General features: G+C 33.7%; 16 protein-coding genes. 6 read left to right on the forward strand and 10 right to left on the reverse strand.

Annotation, left to right across the window (positions count from 1 at the left end; all coding sequences use genetic code 11):
* Window positions 1-8: 8 nt before the first annotated feature.
* Window positions 9-2,468 (reverse strand): DUF5686 and carboxypeptidase regulatory-like domain-containing protein, encoded by a 2,460-nt coding sequence (locus Q0912_RS16835; RefSeq protein WP_299117290.1) that lies wholly within the window; start codon window positions 2,466-2,468, stop codon window positions 9-11.
* Between the two features lie 159 nt (window positions 2,469-2,627).
* Window positions 2,628-3,086, reverse strand: a complete 459-nt coding sequence (gene smpB / locus Q0912_RS16840) for an SsrA-binding protein SmpB (protein WP_299117292.1) — start codon at window positions 3,084-3,086, stop codon at window positions 2,628-2,630.
* 107 nt (window positions 3,087-3,193) lie between these two features.
* Here smpB and Q0912_RS16845 point away from each other — a divergent pair, with 107 nt between their 5' ends.
* Entirely contained in the window at window positions 3,194-3,952 is a 759-nt protein-coding gene (locus tag Q0912_RS16845; protein ID WP_299117294.1) for a DUF6503 family protein, read from the forward strand.
* On the opposite strand, the gene Q0912_RS16850 is transcribed toward Q0912_RS16845, so the two are convergent.
* From Q0912_RS16850 to deoC, 3 genes are all read right to left on the reverse strand, one after another.
* A complete protein-coding gene (locus tag Q0912_RS16850) occupies window positions 3,938-4,825 on the reverse strand; it encodes a histidine phosphatase family protein (RefSeq protein WP_299117296.1) in 888 nt (295 codons plus the stop codon). The genes Q0912_RS16845 and Q0912_RS16850 overlap by 15 nt on opposite strands.
* A gap of 79 nt (window positions 4,826-4,904) precedes the next feature.
* Entirely contained in the window at window positions 4,905-5,603 is a 699-nt protein-coding gene (gene deoD / locus Q0912_RS16855; protein ID WP_299117298.1) for a purine-nucleoside phosphorylase, read from the reverse strand.
* A 27-nt stretch (window positions 5,604-5,630) separates the two neighbouring features.
* Window positions 5,631-6,293, reverse strand: coding sequence for a deoxyribose-phosphate aldolase (gene deoC, locus Q0912_RS16860; RefSeq protein WP_299117300.1), 663 nt, complete (start codon window positions 6,291-6,293; stop codon window positions 5,631-5,633).
* A gap of 350 nt (window positions 6,294-6,643) precedes the next feature.
* On the opposite strand from deoC, the gene Q0912_RS16865 reads away from it, so the two are divergent.
* Window positions 6,644-7,261, forward strand: coding sequence for an OmpW family outer membrane protein (locus tag Q0912_RS16865; RefSeq protein ID WP_299117302.1), 618 nt, complete (start codon window positions 6,644-6,646; stop codon window positions 7,259-7,261).
* A gap of 68 nt (window positions 7,262-7,329) precedes the next feature.
* Here Q0912_RS16865 and Q0912_RS16870 read toward each other — a convergent pair whose 3' ends face one another.
* From Q0912_RS16870 to clpB, 4 genes are all read right to left on the reverse strand, one after another.
* The gene (locus Q0912_RS16870) at window positions 7,330-7,809 is read right to left on the reverse strand and encodes an acyl-CoA thioesterase (RefSeq protein ID WP_299117304.1); all 480 of its coding nucleotides are present in this window, start codon (window positions 7,807-7,809) and stop codon (window positions 7,330-7,332) included.
* A 53-nt stretch (window positions 7,810-7,862) separates the two neighbouring features.
* Entirely contained in the window at window positions 7,863-8,606 is a 744-nt protein-coding gene (locus tag Q0912_RS16875; protein ID WP_299117306.1) for a TetR/AcrR family transcriptional regulator, read from the reverse strand.
* Between the two features lie 58 nt (window positions 8,607-8,664).
* Window positions 8,665-9,069 (reverse strand): hypothetical protein, encoded by a 405-nt coding sequence (locus Q0912_RS16880; protein ID WP_299117308.1) that lies wholly within the window; start codon window positions 9,067-9,069, stop codon window positions 8,665-8,667.
* Between the two features lie 125 nt (window positions 9,070-9,194).
* Window positions 9,195-11,801 (reverse strand): ATP-dependent chaperone ClpB, encoded by a 2,607-nt coding sequence (clpB, locus tag Q0912_RS16885; protein WP_299117310.1) that lies wholly within the window; start codon window positions 11,799-11,801, stop codon window positions 9,195-9,197.
* Window positions 11,802-12,013: 212 nt separating this feature from the next.
* Between clpB and Q0912_RS16890 the strand changes: the two genes are divergently transcribed.
* The 4 genes from Q0912_RS16890 (at window position 12,014) to Q0912_RS16905 (ending at window position 14,343) form a co-directional block, all read left to right on the forward strand.
* On the forward strand, window positions 12,014-12,487 hold the full coding sequence (locus tag Q0912_RS16890; protein ID WP_299117312.1) for a methyltransferase: 474 nt from the start codon (window positions 12,014-12,016) through the stop codon (window positions 12,485-12,487).
* 37 nt (window positions 12,488-12,524) lie between these two features.
* On the forward strand, window positions 12,525-12,920 hold the full coding sequence (ytxJ, locus tag Q0912_RS16895; RefSeq protein WP_299117314.1) for a bacillithiol system redox-active protein YtxJ: 396 nt from the start codon (window positions 12,525-12,527) through the stop codon (window positions 12,918-12,920).
* A 378-nt stretch (window positions 12,921-13,298) separates the two neighbouring features.
* Entirely contained in the window at window positions 13,299-14,141 is an 843-nt protein-coding gene (locus Q0912_RS16900; RefSeq protein ID WP_299117316.1) for a class I SAM-dependent methyltransferase, read from the forward strand.
* On the forward strand, window positions 14,131-14,343 hold the full coding sequence (locus tag Q0912_RS16905; protein WP_299117318.1) for a hypothetical protein: 213 nt from the start codon (window positions 14,131-14,133) through the stop codon (window positions 14,341-14,343). Before Q0912_RS16900 ends, Q0912_RS16905 begins: the two co-directional genes overlap by 11 nt.
* A gap of 74 nt (window positions 14,344-14,417) precedes the next feature.
* Here Q0912_RS16905 and Q0912_RS16910 read toward each other — a convergent pair.
* A partial coding sequence (locus Q0912_RS16910) for a LamG-like jellyroll fold domain-containing protein (RefSeq protein WP_299117320.1) occupies window positions 14,418-20,771 on the reverse strand: 6,354 nt, incomplete at its 5' end.

The raw sequence follows: 20,771 nt of genomic DNA on the forward strand, positions 1-20,771 counted from the left end.
CTATAAAGTTAAAAGAATTTCACTCCAAACAAAATGGCATCACTTTGAAATCCACTTTGATACGATCTTACATAATCGACTCTTAAGAAGCGCCATTTTCCCCAACCGATATTATCAACACCTATAGTGTACTCCTGATATGGTTTAAAGTCTGGTGTAGACAATAAATGTGCACCTACAACTAAATTAAAATTGAGTTTATTTAATAAAGGAACTTTACCTAAAAGGAAACCGTTAAAATCGTGCTCAGTATGTGCTTCTAAGTAGGCATCATTAGTGCTACCAGCGTAATAAGGTAAGTTATTAAATACATTAGTGTAGTTACCTTGAGTACTTACATGCGTTTGGTTACCATTAAAATGTTGATAATCCATAAAAGCAATATCATCGGCATCAAAGAATTTACCAGCTCTAAGATTATATCTAAAACGCCCTTTGTCCGCAATATTAAAAGATTGATATAATCGTGCTTTGACCTGGTCATAATCATAATCGCTATTGGTAGCTCCAAAGCCTTTTTCATAACTTAAAACAAGTGTTGGATAAGCATCTGATCCAATATTAAATTTACTATCTGGATAACTTAAATATTTTTGTCCAAAATTAATTCGTGCTGTAACATTAGCCTTTAAAATGTTATGGGTTTCAAAAGGTGCTACTCTGTAAGCTGTTTCATCTAAGGGGTTATTACTCGTATAAATGTCATCATCTTCATTAATAAAAACTTGATCAGTAGTATTGAATAAAGCTTTTCGTCTTTCATAACTAAGTTGACCAAATAATCTGAGTCCGTTAAATAATTCTTCAGAATAATTAAGTTGCAAATAGCTTTTATCATATAGCTTCATATAGTTGTCCTCAAAAAATAAGGTGCTTATGGAGTTGATAAATGGTGTAATAGGGTTAGCAGAATTAAATTGTTCTGCACTTACACCTCCTGAAAGTCTTAAAATTCTACGGTTGGTATTATTAAATTTATAGGTTAACGACCCTGTAGCTCTTAGGCGTTCATCAGAAAAGCCATATTGTATACTGGCATTAGCCCTGAAGAAACGTTTAAAGTCATCATAATTTTTAGTAAAGAAAAAGTCAGTTTTTGCAGTATAACCTTGAACGGTATTAAATTGAATACCTCCAATAGGAATATTATATCCTAATCGAAAATTTTTATGCGAGTTTTGATAGGTGTAACCCAAGATATCACTTAGTTTAAATTTATTGTTCTTACGATCTATTGAATCTAAATAGGGCTTTGATTCCTTAACTAATTGAATACTATCCTTCTTTATATAATCTGTACTTTCTTCTGCTGTAAGCGGAACAGGTCTTATAGTGTTCCAGAATAAAGTGTCTTTTTTATTGGCTTCATTTTCAAATGCTACGACTTCTGGGCCAAAATCTTTTTTTGTCAATGGAACATTAAACTTATAATTACTATACACAGCTGTAAAGCGTCCATCACCTTTAAAACCTAAGAATTTATAGCTAAAATCGAGACTTTGAGAAATTAAAGCCCAGAAATTATTGTCCTCAGAATATGAAAATGTTTGTTTTATGGATAATAGATCTGCAGCAGGAATACGTGCTTGTACACCTGTAATATCGAGCTCAACAGCATAGAGTGTCCATTGGTCTTCAATAATGTAGATACTACCTGAAAATACAGGGTCATTTTCACGCTTTGGTATTACATTAACTTTATTAATTAGGTTACCGCGTTCGTCATAAAATATGCCTTCTAATTTGTAGCGATAATATCCAAAAGCATTATTGGCAATTGGTGAAATAATTTCATTACCAAATTCGATAGTATTGTTATAGAAGTTAAAGTCTACATCACTGGCATTATTAAAACTAAAACCGTTACTATCTCCACTTACTTTTGAAGCGGTTATATTTTCTTTGAGTTTGTTTGGATATAGAAACTGTAATTTAGAGATCGTTTCAGATAAGTAAATAATTCCTGTACGTGTAGAATCTAAACCATCAATTTCTATCTCCTGACCCATAAATTTTTCTGGAGCATCTTTAATTCTAATTAAGCCTCGGGAATAGAAGTCGGCTTTAAAGGAGTTTATCTTTTCAAGATTTTCTTTTCGCTGGGCTATAGCTTGTCTTATAATTGCATTTGCAGGATTTTCTTCAGTATCTAACACCACTTCATTAAGTGTAACGGATTCTTCCTCTAAAGCGATATCTATGTTATATGGAAACTTATCTATGGTTACCTTTTTCTTAATAGTTTTGTAACCTATAAAAGTATACACTATAGTGTATGTTTTAGGTTCTGTGACATTGAGCTCATAATAACCGTCGTCATTGCTTGTGGTACCTTTATAGGTGTTTTCGACTAAGATGTTAACGAACGGTAATGCTTCTCCTTTAGCATCTGTAACTGTACCTGTAACTTGTGCTGTGGCTATAGAGCTAAAAGTAATAAAGAAAAAGATGAGTAATTGTCTGTTCATAGTGTTTGATTGCTGGTTTATGTTTTTAGTATGAATTTTACTTTTAGAGCAAATTTCATGCCTTTATTTTTATAGACGTAATTTTTCTATGAATAGTTGCCTATAAAATTTCAAACATATATGAAAAAAAAGATGAGTGGCGTTAGAGGAATCTTAAACTTATCGAAAACTTTTCTTAATACGGTCTAAATTACGCTTGTTATCTCTATCTTTAATCGTCTCTCGTTTATCGTAGAGCTTTTTACCTTTAGCTAATGCAATTTCTAATTTGGCTAAACCTTTATCGTTAATAAACAAGCGCGTTGGGATAATGGCATTTCCTTTAATGTTTACTTCCTTTTCAAGCTTTTTAAGCTCCCGTTTATTGAGTAATAGTTTACGTTCGGCTTTAGGTTTATGGTTATAATAATTACCAAAGGTATACTCTTCAACAGTCATATTGATTACAAAGAGTTCTCCATGATCATTAAACTCGCAAAAACTTTCGGCAATAGACGCCTTGCTCGCTCTGATGGATTTAATTTCAGTACCAGTAAGTACAATTCCAGCTGTATATTTATCTAATATCTCGTACTGAAATTTAGCCTTTTTATTAAGTATGTTAACCGTTTTTTGCATGCTTGGCAAAGGTAGTTTTTAATGTGAAAAGTTAAAACTTTATTAGCTTAAAGTATACTGCGTAATCTTATGACTAGTTTTACGACTTTAAAGCTTAAAGTATGAATATGAAAAATATATCAGTTATTATATTGTGTTTGGTTCTTTTTACTTGTAAGGAAGCGTCAAAGCTTAAAGCTTTTACTGCTGAGGATATTGTCAATGCATCTATTGAAATCTCAGGAGGAGAAAGATTTGCTACTTCAAATATTGAATTTGATTTTAGGGATAAAAGCTACTTAGCAAAAAGGAATAAAGGAAGTTTCTTATTGGCAAGAACATTTACTATTGAAGAGGATTCTGTTTTTGACATTCTAACAAATGAAGGCTTTGAGCGACATATTAATGATAGCGTAAATGTTTTTGTAGAGGATTCTATGGCTGTCAAATACTCAGCTTCTGTAAATTCAGTACATTATTTTTCTGTTTTACCTTTTGGTTTAAATGATGAAGCAGTGAACAAAAAACTATTAGGTGAAGAACAAATCAAAGGCAAGATGTATTATAAAATTGAAATCACTTTTAGCCAACAGGGTGGAGGAGAAGATTATGAAGATGTCTTTATATATTGGATTGATAAAATATCTTTTAAAGCAGATTACATAGCATATTCTTATAATGAATCTGATGGAAAGGGCATGCGTTTTAGAGAAGCTTATAATGAACGTTATATAAACGATTTACGTTTTGTAGATTATAACAATTATAAGGCAATAAATAGCACAACAAAACTTACTGATTTAGGACATGCTTTTAATAATAATCAATTAAAATTATTATCAAAAATTGAACTCAAAAATGTTGAGGTTGAGTTAATCGACCTTTAAAAGTGTTGATGTTTTTGTGTCTCTTGTAATGGTAACAATATAGAGGTTTGCATTGTTATCATCTGAAATCATATCATACTTTTTATCACCAGCTAAAGCATTTGCAAACATTGGTGTAGTATTACTATGACCAACTACTAATACGGTTTTACCTTTCGTAGTATTCATAAAGGCTTTTCCATCCATATTTCTTGGGTCGTAGAGGGTTAGTTCTATATTATTGGCTTTGGCTGTAGGTGTAGCAGTCTCCTTGGTTCGGTTATAATCTGTAGAATATACCATGTCGAATTTGACATCCTTTAAAACATTGGCCCAATTTGCTGCCCGCTTTTGTCCAACTTCTGTTAAATGAGGATCTCTATTGGTTTTGTCAGATCGGTCTTTTTCGGCATGTCTAATTAAATAATAAGTAGTGGTTTGTTGTTGTTTAGCTTCTTTTTGATAAGGTCCTTCCCAAATAACTTGTTCTATCATCCATTTGCCATCATCTTTAGAAAGTAAAACATAATCGACTCCCCAATTTGCCGTTACTTTAGCAGAAGCAATGTGGTTGCCAATGTCTAAAACTTTTACAGCTCTAATTTTGTCTTCATCTCTTGTTTTTCCTTCCAGCTTCATTTTTGTGACAAACGCCATGGCTTTATCATAACTCATATGGTCATAATACTCATAGTTGCCAGAAGCTTTATTTTTCCAGTAACCAAACTTATTAAGCCTTGGTTTTATAGCAGCCTTTAATTTTGTCGTATCTCCTTTATAAAATGCATCTATGTAGTTGTTAAGCGTAGTTTCTATTTGGGCTTTGTCCGTATCTTGTTGGGCAAATAGAGAGCATGATAATACAAATAATATAACTAATAAAAAAGATTTCATGATAAGCGTGATTGATTAATATCCTCAAATATAACTTAAGGAGTGTAGTTCTATTTTTAAAAGTATGTTAAATAATAGATTAGGCAAGCTCTAAAGCAATTTCTATCATGCTTTTAAATGTTGTTTCACGTTCCTTGCTTGTGGTATGCTCGCCAGTAACTAAAGAATCTGATATGGTCAATATAGCAAGCGCATTAACATTATGTTTTGCAGCTACAGTATAAAGTCCAGCGGCTTCCATTTCTACACAGAGTACACCAAATTTTGACCATTTTTTGTAAGATTCTATATCATCTTCATAGAATTCGTCAGATGATAAAACATTTCCAGCTTTTATAGGAATATTTTTAGCTTTAGCAGCCTCAACAGCTTTTATAAATAAACCAAAGTCTGCGGTAGGAGCATAGTCAGCACCACCAAAGCGTAACTCATTAACGCCAGAAGTCGACGAAGCTGCCATAGCCAAAACGACATCTCTTATTTGCACGTGTTCTTGGTAAGATCCAGCACTACCCACTCTAATAAGGTTCTTTACACCAAATTCTTTAATAAGTTCGTTGGCATAAATTGAAATACTAGGAATTCCCATACCTGTTCCCATAGTAGATACACGTTTTCCTTTATATAGGCCTGTATAACCATACATACCTCTTACTTCATTGAAGCATTGCGGGTTTTCGAAAAAAGTCTCGGCGATCCATCTTGCTCTTAATGGATCTCCAGGTAATAAAATAGTCTCTGCGATTTCGCCTTTTTTGGCTCCTATATGTACACTCATACTGTAAAGTTACATAAAGTGTATGAACTAATAAGCAGAAAATGATGTTTGATTGTTCATCATAGCAACACCAGATGAAGCTCCAATACGATGAACACCAACTTCTATATACTTTAATGCTGTTTCTGCATCTCGTATACCGCCTGAAGCTTTAATTTTTAATTGGTCTTTAACGCTTTTCTTCATAATTTTTACCGCCGTGAGTGTGGCTCCGCTTTTTGAGAACCCAGTTGAGGTTTTAACAAAATCTGCTCTCGCATCTATACAGATTTCACAAGCTTTTACGATTTCATTCTTTGATAGTTCACTGATCTCTAAAATTACTTTTAGAGGCACTAAGCCAATAGCACGTTTTACATCGCTAATATCCTTTAATACAGCAACATGATTTTTACTCTTTAAGCGACCAATATTCATTACCATATCAATCTCTGATGCGCCTTGTTCTATTGCTTTTTTTGCCTCGTAGATTTTGGCTTCAGTAGACATAGCTCCTAATGGAAAGCCAACAACAGTACAGATTTTTACATTAGATCTTCCCAGGGCTTGTTTAGCAATAGGGACATAAGAACTATTTACACAAACAGAATAAAAGTTATACTTTAAAGCTTCTTCGCAAAGGTTGAGAATATCTGCTTCAGTTGCAGTAGGACTCAATAAGGTGTGATCTATATATCTATTTAACTCCATGTATTATAAGTAGGGTTTTATCAAAAAATTAGCTGCAGTAACTCCTCAAATAGAGAGGGATTACAGACATATTTAATGTGTCTTAAGTTTTGTTGGAATTAAATAGCTCGATAAAATTAATGATTTATCCGTTAAAACGTATGTTAAAACTTAATTTTTATTATGCATTTCATCGAAAAGTATACTCAATCGAGCTAAATAATTGTAAAACAAAGTATTGATGAAGCTGAAAATTAAGTTGAATTAGAAATGCTATAAGTAAATTTTCAAACTATGATTTTTATCAGTATTTAAGGTTTTTATTGCGCATACTTTTGTAGAAAATTAAATCATAATAAAACAAAAATATCATGAAAAAAATTCTATTGTTTACCTTATTAATTGGTTTTTCTTTTAATATTAATGCTCAAGAAGATCAAGCTACCGATGATTATAATAAATGGCAGGCACGTTTTAGGTTAATATCTGTAATCCCATCGCCAGGTGATGACCTTAATGGAGCAGATGTTGATATTAGCACCGCATTTGTACCAGAATTAGATTTCACCTATTTCTTTAACAAAAATATAGCGGTTGAACTTATTTTGGCCACAGCAAAACACGACGTAGAAGTTGAAGATGTGGATTTGGACTTAGGTCATGTATGGTTATTACCACCAACATTAAACTTGCAATACCATTTTTATGCTGATAACTTTAAACCTTATGTTGGAGCAGGTGTTAATTACACATTCTTTTATGGTGTAGACGAAGGTGATGTTGAAGGTATGGATTATGAAAATACCTTTGGTTTTTCTTTACAAACGGGTGTTGATTATAATTTAAATGATAAATGGTTTTTAAATTTAGACATTAAGAAGTTGTTTTTATCAACTGATGTTGATGTAGATACTGGTGAAGGAGAATTACCAGTAGAAGTCGATATAGACCCATTAATCATTGGTGTTGGGGTTGGTATGAAATTTTAGTTTTTTAACTAAATATTTCAAATATGAGAGCCTCAATTTATGAGGCTCTTATTTTTTTTGTAATCATTTTACTTAATGGCTCTTAAACTTTTTAATCTGTTTTCAAAAATAGAAGTATCAGTAGGATTAAGTATTGTGTTAAATAAAGATATCATATCTTCAGAATGTGTTTCGCGTTTTTGGGTTATTAAATTGAAATGAACAAATCCGCACCAAATAATTGCTTTTAAATGACTCTTGTCTTCATTATACATTCGCATTTCTGCCCTTAAATTACTACTGTCAAAATATATAAGTTGAGATTCTATAGTAACGGTTTCCATGAGTAGTGCTGGTTTCAGATAAGCAATTTGATTACTACTGGAAACCCAACTTTTGCCTTCTTGTCTTGCCATTTTATAGATATCGATATCATAGTTTTTTATCAACTCATCTTCGCGATGATTCATAAAATAGTCTGTGTATTTCCCATTATTTAAATGATTAAAAGGATCACAATCCTGAAATCTGATCTTTGCTTTACTTTCTACAACTTTTGGTAAACTCATTATTATTTGGTTTTTAAAATATACCAATCGGTATATTATTGGTTAAAAAAATATTAAGCCTTAAGCTCGTTTGAAATCATATCCTCAATTTGATTCATGGAGTCTTTCATATAAAATTCATCATCCATAGTATAAGTCATAAAAATAGCTCCCTGTATCATTGAATCTAAGCGCTTGGCATATTGCATAGCATTTATTTCGGTAGAAATTTCACCAGCTTCAATACCATCCTCTATTATAGTCGCCACCTGATCCTGAATGCGTTCTATAACGACTCTGACTTTTTCTAATAGTTCAGAATTTTGATTATTTGCATCTACACCAATATTTAAAACCGGGCAACCACCATAGGTCTTACTCAATTTATAATAATCTCTGTAAAAGTCTGCTATCAAGTATAATTTTTGAATTGGGGAATCACTTTTTGATATATGCTCAGCAATCAATGCCATAAGCTTTTTAACGGTGTGTTTAAAGGCAGCAATAGCTAGTTCTTCCTTGTTTTTAAAGTTACCATAAATTGCACCTTTGGTTAAACCTGTTGCCGAAGTTAAATCACTTAGGCTTGTGGCGGCATAACCGTGCTTATTAAAAATAGGAGCTACCGTTTCTAAAATATATTGCGTTGTATGTTCTGATTTTGTGAGCATATAGAACAAAAGTAATAAAAAAATATACCGAACGGTATATTTTTTTATTGTTTTTATATAATTTTCCTCTATAATAAGGAAAGCAACACGTCTAAAATCCGATAGCTTTTCGGGTTTATTTCTGTGTTGCTTTAACCAACCAATCATTATAAAGACTGATTTATAGCTAAATTGTTACAGTGTATTTTATAAATTTTATGAGATATTAATTACTTGTTATTGCTTTCTTATTATTTTCTTTTTCAATTATTTTATGTACCCACTTTATGGCTTCGCTTAGATTGTCAAATATGCCAAATGGTTTGTTGTAAAACTGACTTTCGTATTCAGCATTTGCACGCATTTTGCTATTAGCGGGAATTATTGCAATTGCTACCAGATTAGAAATCTTTTCTGCTTCTTTATATACTAATGGATTAACAGAGTAGGAGGTCATCCTATTAGATATATATGCCATGTTTTTATTTTGAAAATGTGTTTCTAATACAGCTTTAAAAACTTCTGTTTCTTCTTTATCGATGCTTTCACCTTCTTTTATTTGCTTAATCAAGAAATCATCGAAGACAAAGATTTCTGCATGGCCAGAGTTATAATAATGGAAAAATCCCATACAGTATATTTTTTGGGGTTAGTTCTGTTAAGATATGAAAAAAGTAAACACAAAATAAATGCAGTATCTTTTTTCCTGAGAAAAAATGATACTGCATTTCATTAACCAATCAAAAAATATTTTAGTTATAGTTCTTCAACCACAAGGTTGCCTTGATTTCTAAAGACGAGTTTATCGTCAAACTCATCGAGTAGAATAATACTATCAGTAGTTACTCTACCTGCTAATATTTCTTTACTTAACTGGTTAAGCACTTCCTTTTGAATAACACGTTTTACAGGTCTTGCTCCGTATTCCGGGTTATAACCTTTATCGGCTAAATACGCTTTAGCCTCTGGTGTTGCATCGAAGGTTATACCTTGTTGTGCAATCATTTTAGTAACATTCTTAAGTTGAAGCCCAACGATATCTACAATATTTTCCTTAGATAATGGTGTAAACATAATTGTATCATCAATACGGTTTAAAAACTCAGGTCTTACACTTTGTTTTAATAAACCTAAGACATCTATTTTTGCTCCTTCAATTGCAGTCTCAATATCTTTAGTCGCTTCAAAACGCTCTTGTATAATCTGACTTCCCATATTAGAGGTCATAATGATTATCGTGTTCTTAAAGTCTGCAATTCTACCTTTATTATCTGTCAATCGACCTTCGTCTAATACTTGTAGTAGAATATTAAAGGTATCTGGATGCGCTTTTTCAATCTCATCTAATAAGACTACAGAATAAGGTTTACGTCTAACAGCTTCAGTTAATTGGCCACCTTCATCATAGCCTACATATCCAGGAGGTGCACCGACCAATCGACTTAAGGCATGGCGTTCTTGGTATTCGCTCATATCAATTCGCGTCATAGCATTTTCATCATCAAAGAGGTATTCGGCTAAGGCTTTAGCTAACTCAGTTTTACCAACACCAGTTGTACCTAAGAACAAGAATGTGCCTATAGGTTTTTGTGGGTTTTGCAAGCCTGCTCTGGAGCGTCTAACGGCATCACTAACAGCTTCTATAGCTTCTTCTTGTCCAACAACGCGTTTATGCAATTCATCTTCAAGGTTTAAAAGCTTTTCGCGTTCACTCTGTATCATTTTAGTTACAGGAATGCCAGTCCATTTGGCAACAACATCAGCTATATCTTCATAAGTGACTTCTTCTTTAATTAAGGCCGTTTCTTGTTGTTCTACCAATTGTTTTTGAAATGCTTCTAGCTGTTCAGTGGCTTCTTTGATTTTTCCGTAACGAATTTCTGCTACTTTACCATAATCACCTTCACGCTCTGCACGCTCTGCTTCAAGTTTATAGTTTTCTATATCTTGTTTTATACTTTGTACGTTTTCAACAATTTCCTTTTCAGATTTCCATTTCGCGTTTAGTTCGTTACGCTCTTCCTTAAGGTTTGCTAAATCCGCTTTTAAAGACTTTAACTTAGTTTCATCTTTTTCGCGCTTAATCGCTTCATGTTCAATTTCTAACTGCATAATCTTTCTATCTAAAACATCCAGCTCTTCCGGTTTAGAATTGATTTCCATACGCAATTTAGAAGCAGCTTCGTCCATAAGATCAATCGCCTTATCTGGTAAAAATCGATTTGTAATATAGCGATTAGATAGCTCTACTGCACCAATGATAGCTTCATCCTTGATACGTACTTTATGGTGTGTTTCGTATTTTTCTTTAATACCACGAAGGATTGAAATAGCACTTTCTGTATCTGGTTCTTCCACCATCACTTTTTGAAAACGACGTTCTAAAGCTTTATCTTTTTCAAAATATTTTTGGTACTCATCTAATGTTGTTGCACCTATAGCTCTAAGCTCACCACGAGCTAAAGCTGGCTTTAAAATATTTGCAGCATCCATAGCACCTTGTCCGCCACCAGCACCAACTAAAGTGTGAATCTCATCTATAAATAAGACAATATCTCCTTCGCTTGTGGTAACTTCTTTAATGACGGCTTTTAAACGTTCTTCGAACTCGCCTTTAAATTTGGCACCAGCAATTAAGGCTCCCATGTCTAAGGCAAAGATTTGTTTATCCTTTAAATTTTCAGGGATATCTCCATCAATGATTCTATGGGCTAAACCTTCGGCTATAGCTGTTTTACCAGTACCTGGTTCACCAACCAAGATAGGATTGTTTTTGGTGCGACGCGACAAGATTTGAAGAATTCTTCTGATCTCTTCATCACGACCAATAACAGGGTCGAGTTTTCCATCACTGGCCAACTGGTTTAAATTCTTGGCATATTTATTAAGTGCATTATAAGTTTCCTCTTGACTCTGAGATGTTACTCTATCTCCTTTACGTAATTCTTCTATACTGGCATTTAGAGCTTTCTCGGTAACTCCTTGATCTTTTAGAATTTGAGCAATCTTACTTTTAGATTTAAAAATCGCTAAGATTAAATGCTCAATAGAGACAAAATCATCATTCATCTTCTTAGCGATGATCGATGCTTCGTTAAGTGCTTTGCCAGCATCTCTGGAAAGCATAATATCTCCGCCAGACACTTTCGCAAAGCTTTCGAGTTCTTTATCCAAGATCTGTTGTAGCATGGATACATTAACATTCAGCTTTTTTAGCAAGAATGGTAATACGTTTTCATCAACATTAAAAAGAGCTTTAAAAATATGCTCGTTCTCTATTTGCTGATGACCAAAGCCTTGCGCAAGCTGTTGCGCTTGTTGTATGGCTTCTTGTGATTTAATAGTATAATTATTAAAATTCATAATATGTACTTTCTTTTAGTGTCATTAAGAACTTTAGTGAGACACCTGATTTGAGATTCTTCATTTTATTCAGAATGACAATAGCATTGTTTTATTGTTGTGTTTGCCTATCTTTATTCAATAATCTTACCAAGGCGAAATGGTAAGAAAAAAACGACAAAATGTCTGGTATAGTGTACTCTAAGGTGACGTTTTGTCTTTTTTGAGGTGATATGATCTCATTATATTTTAGAAATCTGGTCTTTTTTATTCTGCAACTAGGACTTGTTGTTGGGTTAATTCCGTATGTATTACTAAGACGTCGGTTAAAAGCTATTTTTGAAGCAAATTTTGGTATTTTAAATTATATAGGCATCGGTTTCGTTATTTTAGGGTTATCTATAGTCCTTTATTGCATATATAAATTTATAGTTGATGGTAAAGGTACCTTATCGCCAGCAGATAGAACAAAAGCTTTGGTCATAAAAGGATTATATAAATACTCAAGAAACCCAATGTATGTGGGCATTTTACTGACTTTGATTGGTGAAGTTATTTTTACAGGTTCAATACGGCTATTGGTTTATACAGTTTTAGTTGCGCTAGCCTTTCATCTATTTGTAATTTTTATCGAAGAACCGAGACTAACCAAAGACTTTAAAGCGGATTATTTAAAGTATATGAACGAAGTAAATAGATTGTTTTGATTATTGAAGATCAAATTCAATTGACAAAAAAGAAAAGATGTTTAAAAAATTATTCGGTTCTAAAGAACCTAAAGAACCTAAAGAACCTAAAGAAGAAAAGATATTACCTTGGATTGCACTTAATAGTATTGAGCAACTCAACGCTATAGAAGAAAAGTCTAAGACCAAAACACAGCTTATTTTTAAGCACTCTACACGTTGTGGTATTAGCCGTATGGTAATGAGCCAGTTTGTATCTGCTTATGATATAGATACTAATGCCGATTTGTATTACCTCGATTTATTGAGTTATAGAGAAGTCTCTAACGAAACAGGTTATAAATTTCAGGTAATGCACCAATCTCCACAGTTATTAGTGATTAAGAATGGAGTCGTGGTGGCACATGCCTCTCATGGTGGTATTAATGAGATGGATTTGGATAGGTTGCTTTAAAAATACGTATCTATGCGTATTGACTTTATGCTTGTAAAAAACTAGCTTTGCTTAAGGACTGATTTAGGTTATTAAAACGAATTTATATCATAAAATTACTTGCAATTAATATCAACAACAAAGGAAAAATTTAATTTAATTTTTTTTACTTTTGAAGTCTGTTATACTAATTCAAAATATTATCTGAGTCTTTCTAAAAAGACAATCTCTACTGAATGAGAAATTTGCGCATAAAAAATAAGAGATTTTTTAATGCACAGATAATTATATCCAGTTATTTCATCGAATTTTAAACAAAACAATTGATTACGAATCGATTGCTTTATCACTTTGTAATGTTCAACATTTCAATATGTGATAATAATACAATAATTAAAAATGAACAGTAAACAGCTAATAAGTAGAAATATAGAAATATTTTATAATAAAGCATCAGAAGAAACCAGACTTGATAAAGGGATGGGAATATTTGAATTTGAAAGAATTAAATCACTTATAGAAAAGTATATTTCACCTTCTTCATCTTCAAAAATAATTGATATTGGTGGAGGTACGGGAAAATATTCAGAATGGCTTGCCAAAAAAGGACATCAAGTTTATTTAGTAGAACCGGTTCTTAAGCATATTAAATTGGCCGAAAATAGAGCAAATAAGTTAAAAAATAAATTTTCCATTCAATTGGGCGAATCTCGAAAATTAAAATTTAAAAATAATTTTGCAGACTTAATAATACTTCACGGACCACTTTATCATCTTCAAAAAAAAGAAGATAGAGAATTAACCATTAGTGAAGCCAAACGAGTTCTCAAAAATGACGGAATTATATTAGGTTTTGCAATTAACTATACTGCATCAACTTTAGTAGGTCTTATGAATGGGCTAATTCATAAAAATTCGTTTTTTAAAATGTGTAAAGAAGAGTTGATAACGGGAATACACAATCCGCCAGATGATTTCCCCTGGCTTTTAACAGAAGCATATTATCATAAACCTGAACAACTAAAAGACGAGTTTTTAAATCAAGAATTGACCTATATTAACACTTATGCAGTTGAAGGAATGGCTTGGCTAGATAAAGAATACTTTGTAAGTATGGCTGATGATAAAAAGCAAAAAACACTATTAGAACTTATTAAAATTACAGAAAACGACTGTTATCTTCTACCTTTTAGCCCACATATGATGATAGCTGTTCAAAAAAAATCACCTTATGGAAATTAAAGAAGTATATTTTAAAGCATTAATTGAAAATAATGGCCTACTAAATGAAATTGACCTAGGTGAAAAATTTGGACTTGATGAAGAAAAAACAAGAAAAATAATTGTACAACTTCTATTAGAACATAAAATTGAATATACAGAAAATAGGTCTTGCAAATATAGGGTTAACAAAACCACTAAACGAAAAAATAAAAACAGGTAACGATTTGTAAAAGCAATAACGTTTTGGGTGTTAACTCGAAGTGTTATTGCTTTTTATATTAAACTCTAATACCATCAATACTTAACAATAAGCTTTTTATTGATCATACCTTTATTCGTTTTTACCTGTAAAATATAACTGCCTTCCGATACCTTTTCAACAGGGACTTTAAATGTATAGTTTGTTGGCAGGTTGTTGGCATCCCAGCTTCTAACGGTTTGCCCTAGGATATTAATTAAAGTCATTTGCTCTACTTGTACTGATGATGGTAGGCTGACATAAATTTCGTTAGTACCTTGCAGGTAATTCACCTTCACTTGCTCCAGTTCTTCTTTAACTGTTGAAAGCGAATTATCTTGCTGAAATACCAAATAGAACCTGTTACTATAGTTTCCGGTTTCGAGGTGTTTTTGGAAGTTAACATCATTAATTCTGGTATAACTGCCATCCAAAGCATCATATATTAAGACGTCAATGGTGTTTTCAAAATTCTCTAGCGCATTCAATGCTATTTCAATGTTTCCGCCATTGGCTAAATTGATATCTAAAGGATAAGTTTTTGTATCATCAAAGGTATTTACACCTTGAATGACAAATTTTTCGCCTTCAATATTAAACGACATGTCATTAGGAAAATGATCTTGATTGATACCATCGTAACCATAGTCAATACCATCCGTTGCATTGTCATTTTCCATAAAACCTATTACAATGTGTCTCACGGCATTTTCCGGACTTATAAAATCTAATCTAATGAATTTACCATCATCTATACCTTGTTCTGAATTAGTCTCTACGTTAGCATCTTGATCTGGTCTCAGGAATACTGAATTGGCTCCAAGTTCTTTTACAAATGCACGTTGGCTATTTCTAAAGGTGATGTTTCCACCTGAAGCATTTCCTGTAACAAAGAAACCTTGCGCTACTGGTACATAACGTCTAGGGATTTTATTGGCACTTCCTTCTCCATTGATCTCTGGTGGAGAAACAGCAGGAATACCTGTGGTTAAATTACGTGCCGCATAACCTCCTTCGTAAGCGGATAAGTTGTGTGAGCCATTGGTTGCGGCATGTTCCCAGAAGTATAAGGTACCATCTACTAATACACCACTATTATCTAAAATAAATGCATTGGTATCAATGGCAGAAGGGTATGGGTTACCTACTAATGCTTGGTAATTAGGCGTTACTGGTGAAGTAATAGTGCCATTATTAGGTTGTCCGATAAATGTGTAATTCTGATCTGTTGTTATACTTCCACTTCCTTTCATAGAATATCCCAAACCAACAGGTATGCTTTGATTTTCGTCAATAGCATTCCAATCTGCAATAGAATTCTCAGGATAGTTTTCATATAAGTATAGCCATCTTCTACTTATGGTTATAGGATTTGTTAACGGGTTGGCATCAAAAGCATTAGTCCAGTTTAACGGTTGTGGATTTGAAGCTGTGGTGCCGTCATATAATGTATTTGCAATACTGTAATTAGAACCATTACTACTTACAGGTGATGCCCAATAGTTATAATTATAAAGATTAGATGTGCCTTGCTGGTCACGTTCTAAATTACCATTACCAGAATAATCCACAATACTACCTATTGGTTGTAAAAGCTGAGATTGGTCTATAAGGTCTAATGTTCCGTCTATTTTTAAGTAGTTATCAATAGTTAACGATTGGTCATTGGTTATTGATAGTTTGTTAGCATCAATACGTAGACTGGCTAATTGGGTTGCTCTATTTGCAGATACATTGTGTTGAGCTACGACAATATTCCACGTTTGAGCTAGTCCATTAATACTATTTACTGTTGAATTTGGTAATTGCTGTATGTTTCCGTTTACCCATGTATTTGTTGTGTCCCAGGCACCATCATTAGCTGTAATGTAAGGAATTGGAGCAGTTTCGGTTTGTGAAGCCGTCATTTTATTTAATTTACCATCAACAGGTGAAACTGTGGAAATATCTTGTAAAATACCATTGGCAAGACCAGTTTGAGGGCCAAAACGCATTTGGTAGTATCCAATGAGATTATTCCATTGTAAACCTCCTGAAATGTCTAGAGGAATAACAACACCTCTAACATTTGCTCCATTGGCTTCAATTTCCTGATTCATCATTTCTCTAATCTGATCTACAGACAGCTCTGTATTCCAGAAGCGGACTTCATCTATATTTCCATCAAAAAAGTTTATAGCTAAATCATTAGTTGTATCCATTGCCGCAAGTAGTGCTTTATTGGTATTTGAAGCAGGAGATACTCCACTGTTATTCGTCTGTACTACAAAACCATCAATATATAAGGTATATGTATTAGTACCATCGAAAGTGACAGCTACATGATACCATTTTGTATTGTTCATGGTCTGTGTTGAGAACATACTCTGGTTATTCCAACGGAAAAATAATCGGTTGTTAACCAAACTTAAATCATAACCATTATTGAGATTATTACTGTTTCGTTTAGAAATTATAGTTTGTGTACCTGTAACGATATCTGGTTTAATCCATGCTTCAATACTGAAAGATCCAGTATCCAGACTATAGTTATCACCAAAAATTAAACTATCGTCAAAGCCATCAAAAATGAGTCGATCTCTACAATCTGGTATTTCCAGAGTCATTGTGTCTACATCATTTGTACAAGCTCCTGTATTTGTAGCTTCCCATTGTAAGATGTAGGTTTCCCCACTTTCTCCAGTGAATTCTGTGTTGTATAATGTAGCATCAGCAAAATAGTAGCTATTAGTAGGTTGCCCGGAAATGACACTCCATTGTCCTGGTACATTGTTTGCAGCTAATAAAGTTGTTGTTTTTGAACAATTAGATCTTACCCTGTCTGGTCCGGCGTCTGCTGTAGTGTAGGTAGATATATCGATGTCTAATGTTTCTATTACGGCATTACAAGGACCACTTGGATCGTCTGTTGTAAAAGTGAAAGTTGTAAGTCCGGTAGTCATTATACTATAAACAGCAGTTGCTGTATTTCCAGTAATAGTTGTTGCTATTGGCGTACCTCCGATGCTCCAGGTACCTCCTGTAGCCGAACCGCCTATAATAGCCTCCAGATTAATGGTGCCATCAGTTTCACAAACTATTAAAGACGCTGGTGTTGTAATACTAACTGTAGGAGCTTCGTTAAGAACTATTGTTCCTGAAGCTGTTTTTGGTGTACCACAAGTACTACTTGTTGAAATGGTGTAAGTGTAGGTTCCAAATTGTGTTAGACTACCATTAATTCTATACTCTTCTCCATCAAAACTTGTTTGTATACCTGTTGGTAAAGTATTATTTGGAAAAGGACCAGTTCCTATTGGGTTACCATCTAACCACCATTGAATATCGGCTCCGTTACTAGCTCCACCGACAGCATAAGTGATGTCATCAAAATTGGTATCCTGACATATTATTTGATCATCATCTGTATAGTCAGGAGATGTTAAAATGATGAATGGATCTAAAGTACTAAAGGATATATCATCTAACCCAAAATCTATACCAGTTGAGGAATTATTTAGATTTCTTATTTCAATATCAATGGTTTGTGGTCCAGGTGTATTTGGTGATGTCCAACTTCCATAGATTCGTGTCCAATTGTCTGACCCGGGATTATTATTGTTTGGATGTGTCGGTAAACTTACGGGAGTGCCAACATTAGTCCCATCAATATTAAATGTTAATTGTGCAGTTTGACTATCATTATTTAAGCTCATTCCCCAAGCCGAAAAATAGTATTCAGTGTTTGGTTCTATGGTAACTTGTTGTCTCCAAACAACAAGTGTGTTTCCGTGACCATTTATAGACATAAAATTACTGGTAGCATCTCCAGTATGATCATTCCCCCAAAATGATGGGTTTACATCATTACCGTTAGTGGTTACAGAATAACCATTAATGCCAGAATCATCGATTAGTTCACTGTTTCCTGCGATATCTGCATAATAAGTGTAATCTGAAGTAAAGCCTACATTACCTTGAGAGAAATCACCATTTGTAACCAGCTCTGTAGCAATGTTTATCGTTGCAGATGAGGTACAGCCACTAGGTGCAGTTGCAATGACCTGATATGTGCCAGCTGTATCTACATAAGCTGTTGCAGATGTGCTACTATGACCACCATGGGTGTAATCCGAATCACCAGGACTTGGATAGGTAATAATCCATTGATAGGTAGTACCAGGTATTGAAGACATAGCCGTAATTTCTACCTCATTGTTATGTGGTGCACTAGGGCAATAATTTGTTGAGAACGAAATTTCTGGTGCAGGATCTACATTAACCGTAATTGTTTCTGTAGCTGGACAACCGTCTATACTCGTAACCTTTACTTCATATTCCGTAGTAACATTAGGGGTTACTGTAATTTGAGAATTACCAGTAAAAGCAGGTAAACTTGATGCATCACCAGATATAATACTCCAGTCATATACAAAACCAGGACCATTTACAGAAGCTCTAACCTGAAAGTTATCTATTTTAACATCAGGATTCGTTTGATTGCTATAAGTTCCGAAAGATGACGTATAAGTTGAACCATCATCTACACTTAATCTGATTTGTAGATTATTAGGATTGCTTAAACCAGATAATGTTCTGATGTATCTTTTGTAAGAAGTGGTTCCTGCACGTAAGCTTCTAAAGCCAGCAGAAGACCATGTCACTCCATTATCAGTACTAAAATCTACTGAAATCATTTTATCTAAACCTCCAGCTTCTGCACGTTTTGAGTCAAAATATACTTCAAAAGTATCATAATTTGGTAGGGAAGGACCTCCCAGTGAAAATACCCATTCTCCATCGTCTGGAGCTCCGCCAGGATCGTTTGTGGAATCTACATAACCATCTTGCCAATCATCTTTTATAGTTAATGATTCACCCGCAAGATTAGGAGCAAATGCAGGTGGACTGTTTGCGCTTCTTCCACTTTGAGAACGATCAAAAGCGATATTAGAACTACTTATAGAACTTGTAATTCCTGATGCTTCCTGTCCATCTAAACTCGCATAGTCTGTACCTGAGTTGAAGTTGTAATTAACAAGTACTACGTCTGTAGAGCCTACACCAGCACCCATTACTGTTGCAGTTAAAATACTATCATCACCTTCGCATATCGTGTTAGGTGAAGCTACAACAGCATCTATTTGAGGTACTTGTAATATTTCAATAAACACAGATGATGTAGTACATCCTGTTGAGGTATCAGTAAAAGTGAAATTTACATAACCATCACTGATCGCAGTAATAACACCTGTATTAGTAATAGTAGCAATTCCTATATCGCTACTAGACCATGTTCCACCAAAAGAAGGAGATAATGTATGTGTTTCATTTACACAGAGCTCATTATCTGTTGGCAGGTTAGAAATTATAGGTAAGGCATTAATGCTAACGCTGTTTGTTGTATTACTACAACCTGTTGAGCTACTTGTGAATGTAAAAGACACGTTTCCTGCTGCAACAGAAGTAATTATACCAGAATTATTTACAGTTGCAACTGTAGGATTGTTACTTACCCATGTTCCACCAGTGTTAGGTGTTAAGTTTCCAGTATCTCCTATACAAATTTGAGAAGGTGATGTTACTATAGGTAATGCCTCTACTGTTACTGTAATTGTATTACTTTGCTTTGGTTGTGAACAGGCTGATAAACTGGATTGCATTCTCACAAAGATGTCATGATTTCCAACGCTTAAAGGTGTGATAGGTGAAAAAACAGGATTGTTATCTCCAAAGGATACATTATCTATAAACCATTCATATATTGGTGAAGCACCACCATCAAAAGGAGTTGCTGTAAATGTTATGGTATCACTATCGCAAATTATATTATCACTATCATCCGATGCAATACTTACTGTTGCATTGACTGCAGGGTCAATTACTGTAACGTTGGCCGTACAGGTCGATAAATTATTTGAGGTATCACGTACAAATAATGTCACTGTATTGACTCCAAGATCAGAACAATTGAAAGTAGTTTGATTTAAAGTTATAGATGAAATTCCACAATTATCAAAAGATCCATTGTCAATATCAGCTGGGACTATAGACGCATTACCAGTAGCATCAAGTTGAATAGATATATCTTGACAAACAGCAGTTGGATTGATATTATCTTCTACAGTAATGATAGCGACGCAAGTATCTATTTGCCCATTACTATCATTAATAGTTAACGTTACATTGTTAGTCCCAATGTCGGCACATGTAAAAGTAGTTTGTGATGCTGTAAATGTTACTGAACCACAATTATCAAAAGATCCGTTGTCAATATCAGCAGGAACAATAGAAGCATTACCAGTAGCATCAAGTTGAATAGAGATGTTTTGACAAACAGCAGTTGGGTCAGTCGTATCATCATAGTTATAAACCTGATTGGCTGTAATGGCATTACCATTACCATCATTGAAGGTCCATGTGATTGTTGT

It is taken from the genome of uncultured Winogradskyella sp. (assembly GCF_947498345.1).
Lineage (GTDB): Bacteria > Bacteroidota > Bacteroidia > Flavobacteriales > Flavobacteriaceae > Winogradskyella.

Excerpts from the sequence above, each read along its gene's own strand:
- deoC (WP_299117300.1), bottom strand. The coding sequence starts at position 6,293 with ATGGAGTTAAATAGATATATAGATCACACCTTATTGAGTCCTACTGCA.
- clpB (WP_299117310.1), bottom strand. The coding sequence starts at position 11,801 with ATGAATTTTAATAATTATACTATTAAATCACAAGAAGCCATACAACAA.
- Q0912_RS16870 (WP_299117304.1), bottom strand. The coding sequence starts at position 7,809 with ATGAGTTTACCAAAAGTTGTAGAAAGTAAAGCAAAGATCAGATTTCAG.
- Q0912_RS16890 (WP_299117312.1), top strand. The coding sequence starts at position 12,014 with ATGATCTCATTATATTTTAGAAATCTGGTCTTTTTTATTCTGCAACTA.
- ytxJ (WP_299117314.1), top strand. The coding sequence starts at position 12,525 with ATGTTTAAAAAATTATTCGGTTCTAAAGAACCTAAAGAACCTAAAGAA.
- Q0912_RS16905 (WP_299117318.1), top strand. The coding sequence starts at position 14,131 with ATGGAAATTAAAGAAGTATATTTTAAAGCATTAATTGAAAATAATGGC.
- Q0912_RS16865 (WP_299117302.1), top strand. The coding sequence starts at position 6,644 with ATGAAAAAAATTCTATTGTTTACCTTATTAATTGGTTTTTCTTTTAAT.
- smpB (WP_299117292.1), bottom strand. The coding sequence starts at position 3,086 with ATGCAAAAAACGGTTAACATACTTAATAAAAAGGCTAAATTTCAGTAC.
- deoD (WP_299117298.1), bottom strand. The coding sequence starts at position 5,603 with ATGAGTGTACATATAGGAGCCAAAAAAGGCGAAATCGCAGAGACTATT.
- Q0912_RS16875 (WP_299117306.1), bottom strand. The coding sequence starts at position 8,606 with ATGATTGGTTGGTTAAAGCAACACAGAAATAAACCCGAAAAGCTATCG.
- Q0912_RS16835 (WP_299117290.1), bottom strand. The coding sequence starts at position 2,468 with ATGAACAGACAATTACTCATCTTTTTCTTTATTACTTTTAGCTCTATA.
- Q0912_RS16880 (WP_299117308.1), bottom strand. The coding sequence starts at position 9,069 with ATGGGATTTTTCCATTATTATAACTCTGGCCATGCAGAAATCTTTGTC.
- Q0912_RS16850 (WP_299117296.1), bottom strand. The coding sequence starts at position 4,825 with ATGAAATCTTTTTTATTAGTTATATTATTTGTATTATCATGCTCTCTA.
- Q0912_RS16900 (WP_299117316.1), top strand. The coding sequence starts at position 13,299 with ATGAACAGTAAACAGCTAATAAGTAGAAATATAGAAATATTTTATAAT.
- Q0912_RS16845 (WP_299117294.1), top strand. The coding sequence starts at position 3,194 with ATGAAAAATATATCAGTTATTATATTGTGTTTGGTTCTTTTTACTTGT.